General features: G+C 64.5%; 11 protein-coding genes. 4 read left to right on the top strand and 7 right to left on the bottom strand.

Features of this window, described 5'->3' with window-relative positions; all coding sequences use genetic code 11:
• Positions 1 to 42: 42 nt before the first annotated feature.
• Complete coding sequence (creD, locus tag GJV18_RS03410; RefSeq protein ID WP_160343317.1) at positions 43 to 1425, bottom strand: cell envelope integrity protein CreD; 1383 nt, start codon at positions 1423 to 1425, stop codon at positions 43 to 45.
• 175 nt (positions 1426 to 1600) lie between these two features.
• Here creD and GJV18_RS03405 point away from each other — a divergent pair, with 175 nt between their 5' ends.
• Complete coding sequence (locus GJV18_RS03405) at positions 1601 to 2035, top strand: DUF2628 domain-containing protein (protein ID WP_160343316.1); 435 nt, start codon at positions 1601 to 1603, stop codon at positions 2033 to 2035.
• Positions 2036 to 2051: 16 nt separating this feature from the next.
• Positions 2052 to 2330, top strand: a complete 279-nt coding sequence (locus tag GJV18_RS03400) for a hypothetical protein (protein WP_160343315.1) — start codon at positions 2052 to 2054, stop codon at positions 2328 to 2330.
• Positions 2331 to 2346: 16 nt separating this feature from the next.
• Here GJV18_RS03400 and creC read toward each other — a convergent pair whose 3' ends face one another.
• From creC to GJV18_RS03380, 4 genes are all read right to left on the bottom strand, one after another.
• Complete coding sequence (creC, locus tag GJV18_RS03395; protein ID WP_160343314.1) at positions 2347 to 3771, bottom strand: two-component system sensor histidine kinase CreC; 1425 nt, start codon at positions 3769 to 3771, stop codon at positions 2347 to 2349.
• On the bottom strand, positions 3771 to 4457 hold the full coding sequence (gene creB / locus GJV18_RS03390) for a two-component system response regulator CreB (RefSeq protein WP_160343313.1): 687 nt from the start codon (positions 4455 to 4457) through the stop codon (positions 3771 to 3773). Before creB ends, creC begins: the two co-directional genes overlap by 1 nt.
• A gap of 229 nt (positions 4458 to 4686) precedes the next feature.
• Positions 4687 to 6717, bottom strand: coding sequence for a methyl-accepting chemotaxis protein (locus tag GJV18_RS03385; protein WP_160343312.1), 2031 nt, complete (start codon positions 6715 to 6717; stop codon positions 4687 to 4689).
• Positions 6718 to 6851: 134 nt separating this feature from the next.
• Positions 6852 to 8078 (bottom strand): HD-GYP domain-containing protein, encoded by a 1227-nt coding sequence (locus GJV18_RS03380; protein ID WP_160343311.1) that lies wholly within the window; start codon positions 8076 to 8078, stop codon positions 6852 to 6854.
• Between the two features lie 179 nt (positions 8079 to 8257).
• Between GJV18_RS03380 and GJV18_RS03375 the strand changes: the two genes are divergently transcribed.
• Positions 8258 to 9199: an acyltransferase gene (locus GJV18_RS03375; RefSeq protein WP_160343310.1), complete on the top strand. Its 942-nt coding sequence runs from the start codon at positions 8258 to 8260 to the stop codon at positions 9197 to 9199.
• On the opposite strand, the gene torT is transcribed toward GJV18_RS03375, so the two are convergent.
• Positions 9141 to 10172 carry a TMAO reductase system periplasmic protein TorT gene (gene torT, locus GJV18_RS03370; protein ID WP_160343309.1) on the bottom strand — a complete coding sequence of 344 codons (1032 nt, stop codon included), beginning with the start codon at positions 10170 to 10172 and terminating at the stop codon, positions 9141 to 9143. The genes GJV18_RS03375 and torT overlap by 59 nt on opposite strands.
• Positions 10173 to 10231: 59 nt before the next feature.
• Positions 10232 to 11161, bottom strand: a complete 930-nt coding sequence (locus tag GJV18_RS03365; RefSeq protein WP_160343308.1) for an ion channel — start codon at positions 11159 to 11161, stop codon at positions 10232 to 10234.
• A gap of 115 nt (positions 11162 to 11276) precedes the next feature.
• On the opposite strand from GJV18_RS03365, the gene GJV18_RS03360 reads away from it, so the two are divergent.
• Positions 11277 to 12761, top strand: a complete 1485-nt coding sequence (locus tag GJV18_RS03360; protein ID WP_160343307.1) for a sensor histidine kinase — start codon at positions 11277 to 11279, stop codon at positions 12759 to 12761.
• Positions 12762 to 12770: the final 9 nt, after the last annotated feature.

Genomic DNA, 12770 nt, shown 5'->3' with positions numbered 1-12770 from the left:
TTATGCCTCCTGGCGGGGCGACCAGGCCGCCCCACGCTGCCCTCAGACCTGTTCACCCGTCCCTGTTTGATCGCTCGATGCATCCCCCCGCCCCAGGCTACGGCCCACGCTGTACCAGTCCAGCTTGCGGGTCAGGAGCATAAAGCCGGCCAGCACCGCGAATACCAGCACCGAGCCCAGCAGCAGGGCGTAATCCTCGGCGCCGAGCAGGCCGAACAGCAGGGCATAGAGCAGCCCCAGCAACCCGGCGAAGGCGCTGCCCCGCAGGGCGCTGTGCAACACATGGCTGACATAGATGCCGATCAGCACCACGCAGGCGCTCGCCGCAAGGCCGTAGGCCAAGGCAAAGCCCAGGTGCTCGGAGAGCGACAGCAGGAGCAGGTAGAACAACGCCAGCGACATACCCACCAGGGCGTACTGCACCGGGTGCACCGCCAGGCGGCCGAGCACCTCGCAGAGGAAGAACAGGGCGAAGGTCAGGCCGATAAACAGCAGCGCATATTTGATCGAGCGCTCGGTCTTCAGGTACTGATCCACCGGGTCGACAAAGCTCACCCCAAAGTGGCGGGCACCCAGCCCCTTGCAGTTATTGCGGGTCACGCAGTCCTGCAGCACCTGCTCCATATCGGTGGCGAAGAAGCTGGTCTGCCACAGGGCGCTGAAGCCGCTGCCGCTGACCTCGCGGCTGGCCGGCAGGTATTCACCGACAAAGCTGGGGTGTGGCCAGTCAGAACTCAGCTCGACCCGGCTGTCGCGGCCCACCGGGGTGATCCCCAGCTGTTCGGTACCCTGCAGCTTGAGGTTGAAGGCAAAGGCCAGGGGCTGCTCGCCGCGGCTGTCGAGGGCCGGCAGCAGGGCATGCACCCCGGTACCGAAGCGCTCGTCACCGCTGCCCGGGGCAAACCCCAGACTGGCGCCATTGAACTGCAACTTGAGGTCACTGCTGATGCCGCGGATATCGCTGATCCCCACGGTCAGAAAAGGCCGGTCGAAGCGGTACTGCCCCAGGTTCGCCCCCAGGCCCAGGTTCGCCGGCAGTTTGAAGCTGCCACTGATCTGATTATCGCTGCGATACAACAACGCCTTGTAGATGCCCCGGGCGCGCTGCTCGGTATCCACCTGGCCGTTGAGCACGAATGTCTCCGGCAGAAAATACAGGCGCCCGCGGCGCTGCCGTTCCTCCTGATAACGCTCGCCGGTCTTGGCGTGGGTTTTCCACTCCAGCCAGTGGCGGGTGTAGGGCAACACCAGGATCGGTCCGGTGATCTGCTGGCGATAACTGGAGCTGCGGGCGATGTCCTGCAACACCGCCTCGCGCTGATACTGCCGCTCATTGACCAGCCCCTCGATCATCGCCAGGGGGATCAGCAGCAACAGGATCAGCAAGGCAATGGCGCCCAGCTTGAAACCCAGGGTACGGTTCATGATGCATTCTCCGATGCAGTTAAGGTGAGCCGAGTCTGGGCCTGCCGGGTGGTGGCTTTATGCAGGGAATATGGAGAATGCGTGGTGATTCTGTGCAAAGTGCCACAGGGTTCGTGGACAGCCGCCCCTGGTCTGACTAGCCTTGGCTGCTTTCCCGCCAACAAGGATGCCGGCCATGACCCCAGACAACCCCTACGCCACGCCCCAAGCTGCAGTTATAGAAGCTGACAGCCCGGAACAGCTGATCGCCAGCCTGCCCGTCTCGGCCAAGTGGCAGGCGCGCTTTCGCGCCATCGCCCGCGCCGGTGGCCCGAAGATGCCCCATTACAAGGAACTGCCCGCCGCCGACCGCCGCGCCGCCTTCGGCTTCAATATCCTCGCCTTCCTCTTCGGCCCCATTTACTACGCCTGCAAGGGCATGTGGAAAAAGGGCCTGGCGCTGTTTCTGCTGTGCGCCGTGGTGGTAATCAGCCTGGGTCTGCTGCTCGACCAGTTCGGCTACGAGAAGCTTGCCAACGCCCTGGGCTATGGCGTGGGCGCCGTGTTCGCCGTACGCGCCAATATCGACTACTACAAGAAGAGGGTGCTGGGCGATAACGGCTGGTGGTAACCATGGAGGACAGCGCATGCTTTGCCATCATCTCCGCCCCCTGGAACAGGAACTGCTTGCCGCCGGCGTCCGTGAAACCTACCGCGGCACGCCCTGGTCGCAGAACTGCCGCGAGTGGGTGTATTTCGATGTGGTGCTGGATACCGCCAGCCTGGTGGCGCGCCTGCAGTTCGAGCCCTGTGTGGAAGTCAGCGAGAACCTCGATGCCAAGTCCGGCACCGAGCGCGGCTTCTATTGCCGCCAGTGCCAGGATGCGCTGATGGGGTTGCTCCAGGGCGCGCGGCGCTACGGCTAGGTCGGCCTTATTGCGTTCAGGCGCCCGGCAACTTCAGCAGCACCTCGACCCCACCCTCGATATTGTCGATCTGTAGGCTGCCGCCATGCAGTTCGGCCACTTCCTGCACAAAGTTCAGCCCCAGCCCGGTGCTTTTCCGCCCGCCGTTGGGGCGTGGCAGGGAATAGAAGCGCTCACTCAGGCGCGCCAGGGCATAGTCGGGTATCGCCTCCGCCTGGTTGAACAGGCGCAACTCAATCTGCCCGGCGCGGGCTTGGGCGCTGAAGCGGATCAGCCCGCCTGCCGGGGTGAAATCCAAGGCGTTATCCAGCAGGTTGGCCAGGGCCTGGCGCAGCAGAAAGGCTTCGCCGCGCGCAGCCAGTTCGGCACCGATCTGGTTGTCGAGCTGCAGCCCGGCCGCTTCGATACGCGCCATCTGCGCCTGCAGCAGTTCTTCGCTAAGCGCCCGCAGCGGCACCCTCACCTGCTCTTCCAGGCCCTGGCGCTGCTCGACCTGAGCCAGGTGCAGCAGGCGTTCGATCAGCTGCTGCAGGCGTGCGCCTTCCTGCTGGATATTGGCCACAAAACGCTGACGCTGCTCGGCCGGCATTTCGCCGTCGAGCAGTTCGGCGGCGCCACGAATGGCCGCCAGGGGGCTTTTCAGCTCATGGGTCAGGGTGTGCACATAGCGTTCGACATAGGCCTTGCCTTCCAGCTCGGTGCGCATGTGCTCGATGGCGTCGGCCAGTTGCGCCAGCTCGCCGCCACGCACCCTGGGCAGCTCGGCACGCTGTCCGGCGCTGACCGCCTGGGCGTAGCGGGTCAGCTTGCCCAGGGCGGCACTCAGCCACCAGGACAGCAGTGCGCCGATCAGCAGACCGAGGCCGATCAACCCGGCGCCGAGCCAGCCCAGGCGGGTCTGCGAACGCTCGATATAGGGTTGCAGGGTGCGGTTGGGCTTGGCCACCGAAACCACACCGATAATCCGCTCGCCGTCCTTGATCGGAGCGGCCACATACATCACCGAAGAGTCCGCATCGTTCGGGTCTTCCTTGGTCGAGCGGGCGCCGTACTCACCGCGCAAGGTACGCAGCACATCGTTCCAGCGTGAATAGTCCTGGCCCACGGCCACGCCCGTGGAGTCGAGCAAAACGATGCCCTTGGCGTCTGTGACATAGATGCGGTGGTTAACCTGGGTCTTCTCCACCCCCCAGATCTGCGCCTGGGGCTGACGCTGGCCGTAGGCGGCAAGCAGCTCGGGCAGGCGGCTCTGACTCAGACTGCCCGCCTTGACCTCGTCGCGCAGAATCTCGGCCAGCAGGTTGGCGGTATCTACCAAGGTTTCCTCGGTGCTCTGGCGCACGCCAGGGCGGATCTCGTCCATCACCGTGCTCAGGACAAACCAGCCGGCCAGGCCGACGAACAGGAAGTAGACCAGGAAGATGCGTATGCCCAGTGGCATCAGGCGTGCCTCGGCGAGTAGCTGTAGCCCAGGCCACGATGAGTCTGGATCGGCTCGGCGGCGGCCTGTACCTGGCGCAGCTTGGCGCGCAGGCTTTTGATATGGCTGTCGATACTGCGCTCGTAGCCGGCATCGGGCGCCACACCCAGGCCATCGAGTAGCTGTTCGCGGGAGAACACCCGCTCGGGTTGAGCCAGCAGCAATTGCAGCAGACGGAACTCGTGTCGGGTCAGGCTCAAGAGCTGGCCGTGGTAATGGATCTGCACCCGCTCGCCATCCACCCGGAAGGGGCCTGACGGCGCAATTTCCGGGGCCGGCTCACGGGGCGCCATACGCTTGAGGATGGCCTTGACCCGGGCGGCCACCTCCCGCGGACTAAAGGGCTTGACCACATAATCATCGGCGCCGATTTCCAGACCTACCACCCGGTCGATCTCCTCGCTGCGGGCGGTAAGGAAGATCACCGGCACCTCGGAGAAGCGGCGCAGGCGCTTGCAGACCTCGAAGCCGCTGATATCCGGCAGGCCGACATCGAGAATCAGCAGGTCGGCGGGTTGATTCTGCTGAGCGGCCAGCGCCTGCTCACCCAGGCTCAGCCAGGTGGTGCCGAAGCCTTCGCTCTGCAGGGCGAAGATCAGGGTGTCGGCGATGGCGGCTTCGTCTTCGACAATCAGAATATGCGGCATGGGCGTCCTGCTCCGGGCAACTGGCGGGGAGCCTGAGCCAGCCGGCCGATAGCGTCAAGGGTAAGCCCCCTGCAAACGGGCGATAGCCTTAGACACTATTTAAGATCTCGCGAGCTAGAGTCCTGCAAGGCAAAAACAGGCGAGGAAGCGGAGTGTACTTTTGTACATGAGCATTCCGAGCCTGTTTTTAACGCAGCAGGGCCGACGCGCAGCAGATCGCAGCCAGACCTTAATCCAGCTTGAAGCGCCCGGTATTCTGCTCCAGAGCGAGGCTGCCCTGGCGCAGCTGCTCGGCGGCGGTGCTGACCGCCTGGGCACCTTCGAGCAGGGTGCTGGCGGCGTGGTCGACCTGCTGGATATTGCCGCTGACTTCATCGGCGGTAGCGGCCTGCTGTTCGGCGGCGGTGGCGATCTGCGCCAGGCGGTCGCTGACCAGCTGCACCGATTCGACGATGGCGGCCAGGTCCTCGCCCATGGCCAGCACGCTGCCCACGTCACCCTCGGCCTGGCGCACGGCATCTTCCATCTGGGTCACGGACTGGCCCACCACGCGGTGCAGGTTGGCCACGGTGTCGGCGATTTCGGCAGTGGAGTTCTGCGTGCGCTGCGAGAGGGAGCGCACCTCGTCGGCCACCACAGCAAAACCGCGCCCCTGCTCACCGGCCCGGGCCGCTTCGATGGCGGCATTCAGCGCCAGCAGGTTGGTCTGTTCGGCGATGCCCTTGATCACATCCACCACCCGGGTGATCTGCTCGGTCTGCTCGCGCAGCTGCTGCAGGGTGCTGGCGCTGTCGCCCAGGCGGCTGCTGAGCTGACGCATGCTCTCGCTGGTGCGGGTACTGCGCTGGTTGCTCTGGTCGGCAATGTCGCGGGTCTGGCTGGCTTCCACCGCGGCCTGTTCGCAACTCTGCGCCACGCTCTGGGCAGTGGCGGCCATTTCGGTGGCGGCGGCGGCAATCTGGCTCATCTGCGCCTGCTGCTGCTCCACCGACTGCAGGGCGGTCTGCGCCTCGTGATTAAGGGCCTGCACGGTGCCACCCAGTTGCTGGCTCTGCTGGTTGACCCCCTGCATGGAATCGCGCAGCTGGCCCACGGCCAGGTTCAGGGCCTGGGCGATGCTGGCCAGATCGTCCTGACCATGCACCTGCATGCGTACCCGCAGATCCCCGTCGCGCAGGCCCTCGGCGGCTTCGATAATGCCGGCGGTGCTACGCCGGATCGAGGCATTGAGGCAAAACAATACATAGAGGGCCAGGGCGGTCAGCAGGCTGAACACCCCCACCACCTGGATCATGGCGGTCAGCGCCTGCTGCCGGTACTCGCCCAGACTGGCGGAAAACTGGCGGGATACCGCCTGCTGCAACCCCTGCAACTGCCCTTGCAAGGTCTCCACCCGCTGCACGAACTGCTCAGGGGTCAGGCTCATGGGGCTGGCCTCGAACATGTCGCGGTCGATGCCGGCGAGGAAACTTTCATAGCCTTCCAGCGCTTCGGTAAAGGGTGCCTGCAACTGCAGCATGGCCCGGGGCGCCTCCTGGCGCAGGGTGGCCTGGGTCTTCAACAGCTGGCTGCGCGACTCATCCAGATTGCGCCGCAGGTCGCGGATCAGCACCCGGCTCTGCAGGGTGAAATGCTGCGACACCACCGCGCCATAGCCATGGCTGGCGAAGCTGCCCAGCTGCTCCAGCAGGCGCGGCAGGGTGTAGGTCAGCTGCTCCATCATCAGGTAGGTGTCGAGATTGGGATCGAGGATCAGGCCGCTGTCGGTGGCCACCTGCTCGCGCAGAGCCAGCAGGCCGAGCAGGGTCGTTTGGTAACGTTCCAGGGCGTCTGGCAGGGCCATCTTGCCCAGGGTATCAACGCTGAGAGCGCTGCGACCGGCCTGCAGGCTTTGCAGGTTCTGCCGCGCCTGATCGCTGAACAGGCTGGCCTCAAGCGGCCCTTGCAGTTGCGCCAGGGCTTCGTCCAGATTGGCCGCGCGCTGCTGCAGGATGCCTTGGGCCTGGCTGTCGGTGCCCTTCCAGCGGGCCAGCAGGGTGCGCTGATCGAGCAGGGCCTGCTGCACCCCGGCCATCAGTTGCAGGGCCTGCCCGCCCTGCAATTCGTGATCGACGCTGCGCAGACGCTCCAGATAACCGCTGCCGATCACCCACAGGGAAAAGCCCAGGGGCAGGGCGAACAAGACGAATACCAGCTGAAACTTGCGCGCGAAGCTGAAACGCTCCAGCAGCCGCACGCCGGGTTGGAGTAAACCAGTCATATACACCTCAAGCTGTGGGCGCGCGGTTGTCACCCACGCACCAAAGCGGTTCACAAAGCAAGAACCGCGCCTGATGGCATTTAGCCAAGGTTATGACTTGAGGATAGCTGCCCCGCTCAACTTCTGCTGCCGGGCTAGCCCGGCAGCCCACTCCACAGCTGGTCGATATCACGAAAACCCCAGTCCTGGGCCGACTCGCGGGCGACGATGCGCTCACGCCCGGCCAGCTTGGCCAGATCCAGCACCTCCTGGGGGATGGGGGTCTTCGACTTGGCGGAGAAGAACACCCGCACCCTGGGCGTCAGCAGGGAGCCGGCCTGCTGTTCCAGCACCACCCCGATACGGCCACTCTGCAGGCGCACCAGCGAACCTGTGGGGTAGATGCCCACGGTCTTGATAAAGGCTTGGAACACCGCTGGATCGAAGTGCCCCTTCCATTCCGCCATCTTGCGGATCGACTCGGCCGGATCCCAGCCGGCCTTGTAGGGGCGATTGGAGGTGATGGCGTCGTACACGTCGCAGACCGCACCCATACGGGCGAGCAGGCTGATCTGCTCACCGGCCAGGCGGTGCGGATAACCCGTACCATCGAACTTCTCATGGTGGTGCAGGCACACATCCAGCACCAGGGCACTGACCTGCCGGCAGTCACGCAACATCTGCGCGCCCGCCACCGGGTGATCGCGCACCACGACAAACTCGGCATCGCTGAGCTTGCCCGGCTTGTTCAGCACCTCATTGGGGATGGCCATCTTGCCGATATCATGCAGCAGCCCGGCCAGCCCGGCCTCGCGCACCAGGGCTTCATCCAGGCCAAGCTGGCGGGCCAGGGCGATCATCAGGGCACAGACCGCCACCGAGTGCATATAGGTGTACTCGTCGGCATGTTTAAGCCGGGCCAGACTGATCAGGGCATTGGGGTGGCGCATCACCGAGTCGCTGATTTCCGTGACCAGGGCATCGGCCTGCCCGAACTGCAGGGCCTGGCCCATGCGCGCGTCCGCGAACATGCTGATGACCGCGGCCTTGGAACGGGCACAGAGCTTGGCCGCACGGCGCAGCTCCTCATCCAGGCCACTGGCGCGCGGCAGGGCGCTGATCACGGCCGCCGCCTGCAACTGCTGTTCGACCTCTGCGGCGGCCTGTTCGGGGCTGACACTGGCCACGCCGCTTTCCACATCCAGGCCCTTGCTGGTGTCGATCCACAGCTCGGTGATGCTGCTGGCGCGAATGCGCTGCAAATCCTTGTCGGTCTTCAGGAGGAATTTCGACTTCCAGAAGGGGTGGTCCATCCATGCGCCACAGAACTCGTGAATAAACATGCCGACCCGCAGATCGGCCACGGCAATGCACTTGAGCATGGAAAGCACTCGGTAATCACACAACGGGCAAAATTGTCCGACAAGAATAGACCAACCACCCGCAAAACTTGCCTATGCGTGCCATAACCAATAGCAATAAGCCGGCAGCCTTACTGCGGCTTGGAACAGAAGTACAGCCTGCTTATCATCGCCCCACCTGCGCTTCACAAGGAATTGCCATGCGCCGCCTGCTGACCGCCCTGAGCGTGCTGACCCTGCTGCTGCTCAATACCCTGGTGCTGATCGGCCCGCTGCTGCTGATTGCCCTGGGCAAATTCATCCTACCGGGCAAGGCCCTGAAGACCGCCAGCTCCCGCGGGGTGATGTGGGTGGCGGAAACCTGGGCCGAGCTGAACAAGCGGATCTTCGCCAGCCTCTTGCCCACCCGCTGGGACATTCGCGGCAACGCCGAGCTGCGCCAGAGCACCTCCTACCTGGTGATCAGCAATCACCAGAGCTGGGTGGACATCCCCGCGCTGATCCAGGCCTTCAACCGCAGGACGCCCTACTTCAAGTTCTTCCTCAAGCAGCAGTTGATCTGGGTACCCTTTATCGGCCTGGCCTTCTGGGCCCTGGACTACCCCTTTATGCGCCGCTACTCCAAGGCCTTTCTGGCCAGGCACCCCGAACTCAAGGGGCAGGACCTGGCCATCACCAAACGCGCCTGCGAGAAGTTCAAGGACCTGCCGGTAACCGTGGTCAACTACCTGGAAGGCACCCGCTTCACCCCGGCCAAGCAGGCCCAGCAGCAGTCGCCCTACCGCTACCTGCTCAAACCCAAGGCCGGTGGTGTGGCGTTCGTGCTCGCCGCTCTGGGCGAACAGCTGGACAAGGTGCTGGACGTCACCCTGGTCTATCCGGGCGAGCGCATTCCGGGGTTCTGGGAGTTGATCAGTGGCCAGGTGCCGCGGGTCATCGTCGATATCCAGACCCGCGAACTGGACCCGGCGCTGTGGCAGGGCGACTACGAAAACGATGCGCTGTTTCGCCAGCATGTCCAGGACTGGGTCAGCGGCCTGTGGCAAGCCAAGGATGCGCGCATCGCCCAGCTGCGCGCCGAACTCAGCGCGGTAGCTCGCGACGAATCATCCAGTGCTCGGTCGGCGGCATCAGTCGACTGATATCGAAATCAGGCAGGCGGCGCTGGTCGAGCATTTCGATCCGCGGGCTGACCAGCCGCGCATGGGGCTTGCCTTCCAGGGCACGAATGGCCAGGTCCACGGCAATGCGTGCCTGCAGTACGGGCGAATCGGTAGGCGCGGCCAGAATAAAACCATCGCGAATCTGCTCGACTATGCGCTCGGTGGTGTAGGTGGCCAGTACCTGCGTGGCGTACCTGGCCCCCGAGGTCTGCACCAGCTGGGCAGCAAAACCGGCAGCCTCGGCATTGCCGAGCAAATAGTCGAGGCGCGGCTGGCTGCGCAGCAAGCGGCGCACCAACTGGGCCTGGCTGGCGCGATCGACAGGTCCATAACCGGCGTGATGAAGCGTAAGGCCACCACTGGCCGCAGCCTGTTCGATGCTGCGTTCGGCATCCATCACCCAACCTGCGCCCTCGGGCCCGGGCAACCAGCCCAGGCTGACGGGCCGATCCCCGCCCAGGGCGTGAATGTAGTCCAGGCTGGCCTGAGCCATATCGGCAAAGTCCACCCGGGAGCTGGCACTCAGGTCCGGACAGTCCAGGCGATTGACCAGATCAATCACCGGCACGCCTTGACTGCGCAGCACGGCAATCTCCGGGCATAGATCGCGGGTATTGATGGCGGCGATCAGATAGGCCTGGGCCTCCAGCCGTCGACAATGCTGCAACTGTTGCAGCTGCACCTGAGGGTTTTCATAACCGCCTGCCTCATAGATGCCCAACTGCACGCCCTGGCGCGTGCCCTCTTCGTCAATTCCCCAGGCCACGCCCCACCAATAGCGGTCCTTGCCATGGGGCAACAACACACAGATACGCCAGGCCTCTGCCGCCTTTGTCAGAGGCTGATAGTTCAGGCTCTCACCATCAGACTGTACCGCCACCGGATACCAGGGCGCAGCCAGTAGGGAGTTGCTCAGGCCCAAGCAAAGCAAGATGCTGCAGAGAATCCGCATAAGACTCCTGAACGGGATCATGGCCACCGATGGAGCATAGAAAATATGGCGCAAACAGGCTAGCGAGTCATTTTCTTGACAAAAACCACCACAAACAGCGCCATGGTAAAGCTGCCGGTAAAGGCCTCGATGGCCGCCAGGGCCCGCGTCAACCCTACCGGCACGATGTCGCCATAGCCCAGGGTGGTAAAGGTGACCACGCTGTAATACAGGCAGTTGAGCAGGGTCAGCCCATTGGCCCACAGCCCCTGCTGGGCATCGAACACCAGCAGCTGCTCGCCATAACGCACCCCGAAGGCGAAATAGAGCAGGGCGAACACCAGGATAAAGGCCAGGGAAAACACCACCACCCGCAGCGGTTTTTCCCCATAGCCACAGAACATATCCACCAGCCAGGACGCCTGCCGACGCCAGGAGCCCAGGGGCATCTGCAGACGGCGCATGACCATTTCACGGTGAAAGAAGTGCCCGGCCTGCTCGAACAGCCCGGCCTGCTCCAGGCTCAGGCGCAGGTTGCGGTAGGTTTCCTCGGCCTGCTGCAGCAGGTCGCGCATCAACTCCGGCTGGCCCCGGCGCCCGGCGGCCACCGCCTGGCCTTCCTGTACCAGGCGCTCGCCCCAGCGCACGTTGTCCAGGCGCGCGCCCTCCAGCTGCACGCCCAGCAGATTGGCCCCGCGCAGGTCGGCGCAGTGCAGGTTGGCGCCGCGCAGATCCGCCTTCATCAGCGAGGCGCCACGCAGGTCGATGGCGAACAGATGGGCGCCCTGCAAATTGGCGCGGTACAGGTCGCTGCCGCTCAGGTCATAGCCGCTGCTGCTGCCGCGACGCACCAGGTCAATACCCGCGAGATCGGCATATTTAAGGCTGAAACCGCGCATCGGCCGCGCCTCTCGGGCGCGCGCCAGCAAGGCCTCGGCAAGATCCGCGCAACCGCGCTTGTCCTGTTCGGCATCGGTCCAGAAGCTTTCCGGGTAATCCACACCTGGCATAAAGGAGACTCCTCCCCTGCAACTTCTGCCAGCTTAGTCGGCAGCCACGCCCCCTGCCCTGCCGGAATGCCGCACAGCTGCTATACCCTGCAAAGAGGCACAAGAGCACACGCGCATGCAGCACAGCATAGGCTTTCGCCTTAACGCCCTGTTCGTCATCCTGGTCACCGCCCTGCTGGCCGGCTCCGGGGCCTGGGCCTACTGGCGCCTGGACGCCCAGCTCAACCAGGACTTCCAGCGCAGCCGCCAGGCCCTGCAGCAGCGCCTGCAGATCAACCTGATCACGCCGCTGTGGAACATGGATCGGCAAACCCTCAGCGAAAACCTGGTGGCCGAGGTGCAGGGGCCGGTGCTGGGCATTACCGTCTATCTGGACACCGGCGAGCTGCTCAGCCAAAGCGGTGTACTGGACCCGGCCCAGGCCTCGGCCTGGCATGAGCGCCTGGAGTTTGCCCTGTATACCGACAAGTTCGACGAGGCCGTGCCCCTGGGCCGGGTCAGTGTGCTGCTGTCACGTCAGGAAGTGGCCAACACCCTGCGCCGGCAGATCTGGCAGCGCCTGGGGGAGATTCTCGCCCTCGACCTGCTGCTGATCACCGCCCTGTCCCTGAGCCTGCGCCTGCAGGTGCTCAAGCCGTTGAAGGCCCTGCGTGACGCCTTGCTGCAGGCCGCCGGCCACCGCGACAGCTCGGCCTCGCTGCTGCAGCTGGGGCAGCGTCACGACGAGTTTGGCGAGGTGGTGGAAGGCTTCAACCGTATCGCCCAGCGCCTCAACGCCGACCTGGCGGCCAAACAGCAGGACGAGGAGACCTTGCGCCAGGCCTACGAGGAGCTCAAGCAGGCCCAGGCCTCGCTGGTGGAGGCGGAAAAGCTCGCCGCTCTTGGTGGCCTGGTGGCCGGCGTCGCCCATGAGATCAACCCCCCCCTGGGCATCAGCCTGAGCAGTGCCAGCCTGCTGGCCGAGGCCACGCGCCGCTTTGCCACCCAGCTGGACAGCGGCCAGGTGAAGAAATCCGAACTGCAGGACTATCTGGCCACCGCCCGGGAAAGCGTCGAGCTGATCCTCAGCAATGCCCAGCGCGCCGCCCATCTGGTGCAGAGTTTCAAGCAGGTGGCGGTGGACCAGACCAGCGAGGCGCGGCGCAGCTTCGACCTGGCCGAGTACCTGGACGAGGTGATCGAAAGCCTGCAGCCCACCTTCAAGCGCCGTCCCGTGCAGGTGCGCAACGACTGCCCACCGGGCATCCCGATGGACGGCTATCCCGGCGCCCTGGCCCAGGTGGTGACCAACCTGCTGGTCAATGCCCTGACCCATGCCTTTGCCGCCGAGGACAGTGGCCTGATCCGTCTGTCAGCGGAGCGTCTGGATGGGGAGGTACGGCTGTGCTTCGAGGACAACGGCCAGGGCATCGCTGCCGAGCACCTGGGGCATATCTTCGAGCCCTTCTTCACCACCCGCCGCGGGTCGGGTGGCAGCGGCCTGGGCCTGCATCTGGTCTATAACTTGGTTAACAAGCGCATGGGCGGTCAGATCGCAGTCAGCAGTACGCCAGGGCAAGGAACGCACTTTACGCTGACGCTGCCTCTGCACGCGCCCTAGCAGGGGGAG

It is taken from the genome of Pseudomonas xionganensis, assembly GCF_009763245.1.
In the GTDB taxonomy this organism is placed as follows: domain Bacteria; phylum Pseudomonadota; class Gammaproteobacteria; order Pseudomonadales; family Pseudomonadaceae; genus Aquipseudomonas; species Aquipseudomonas xionganensis.
This window is presented reverse-complemented; position numbering and strand designations above follow the sequence as displayed.

Coding starts and splice junctions, on each gene's coding strand:
- creD (WP_160343317.1), bottom strand. CDS start 1,425: ATGAACCGTACCCTGGGTTTCAAGCTGGGCGCCATTGCCTTGCTGATC.
- GJV18_RS03405 (WP_160343316.1), top strand. CDS start 1,601: ATGACCCCAGACAACCCCTACGCCACGCCCCAAGCTGCAGTTATAGAA.
- GJV18_RS03400 (WP_160343315.1), top strand. CDS start 2,052: ATGCTTTGCCATCATCTCCGCCCCCTGGAACAGGAACTGCTTGCCGCC.
- creC (WP_160343314.1), bottom strand. CDS start 3,771: ATGCCACTGGGCATACGCATCTTCCTGGTCTACTTCCTGTTCGTCGGC.
- creB (WP_160343313.1), bottom strand. CDS start 4,457: ATGCCGCATATTCTGATTGTCGAAGACGAAGCCGCCATCGCCGACACC.
- GJV18_RS03385 (WP_160343312.1), bottom strand. CDS start 6,717: ATGACTGGTTTACTCCAACCCGGCGTGCGGCTGCTGGAGCGTTTCAGC.
- GJV18_RS03380 (WP_160343311.1), bottom strand. CDS start 8,078: ATGCTCAAGTGCATTGCCGTGGCCGATCTGCGGGTCGGCATGTTTATT.
- GJV18_RS03375 (WP_160343310.1), top strand. CDS start 8,258: ATGCGCCGCCTGCTGACCGCCCTGAGCGTGCTGACCCTGCTGCTGCTC.
- torT (WP_160343309.1), bottom strand. CDS start 10,172: ATGCGGATTCTCTGCAGCATCTTGCTTTGCTTGGGCCTGAGCAACTCC.
- GJV18_RS03365 (WP_160343308.1), bottom strand. CDS start 11,161: ATGCCAGGTGTGGATTACCCGGAAAGCTTCTGGACCGATGCCGAACAG.
- GJV18_RS03360 (WP_160343307.1), top strand. CDS start 11,277: ATGCAGCACAGCATAGGCTTTCGCCTTAACGCCCTGTTCGTCATCCTG.